Source organism: Pseudomonas sp. CGJS7 (assembly GCF_036961695.1).
Window position 1 is genome coordinate 1 of record NZ_JBAMDI010000333.1, and the last position, 424, is coordinate 424.

Sequence of the window (424 nt, forward strand, 5' to 3'; positions counted from 1 at the left end):
GAGCGTTGTTGCTCAGGGTCACGACCAGGTCGTGAGCCAGGGCGGTGTTGATGTGCACGGTGAACGTCGGTTTGACGTTCTCGGCCACCGAAGTCTGGTCAGCAGTAATAGTGACTTTGACGATGTCGCCTTCGTTGCCTGGGGTGCCTGGCTCGTCGGTCACCTCGGTGCTGACCGGGGTCTTGTCCAGGTTCAGGTTTTCGAACTTCCATGCATCTGCGCCGCTGACCGCGTCGATGGCATTGACCACCGGCGCGTTGGTGCCGACATAGACGTTGTCTGGTGCTGCTACAGTCGCCGAACCGGTGGTGCTGTTGGCTGCCACGACGACAGTGGTGCCGTCGGTCAGCTTGAAGTACAGCTCCGAGTGGTTGTTGATCGGCAGGCCGTCTTTGTTGGTCAGGGTGATGGTGTAGGTGATCTC

Annotated in this window: 1 protein-coding gene; it reads right to left on the reverse strand. The window is 59.7% G+C overall.

Features of this window, described 5'->3' with window-relative positions:
- Window positions 1-424 (reverse strand): immunoglobulin-like domain-containing protein (locus tag V7787_RS52955; protein ID WP_336095472.1); only part of this gene is annotated, 424 nt, incomplete at both ends.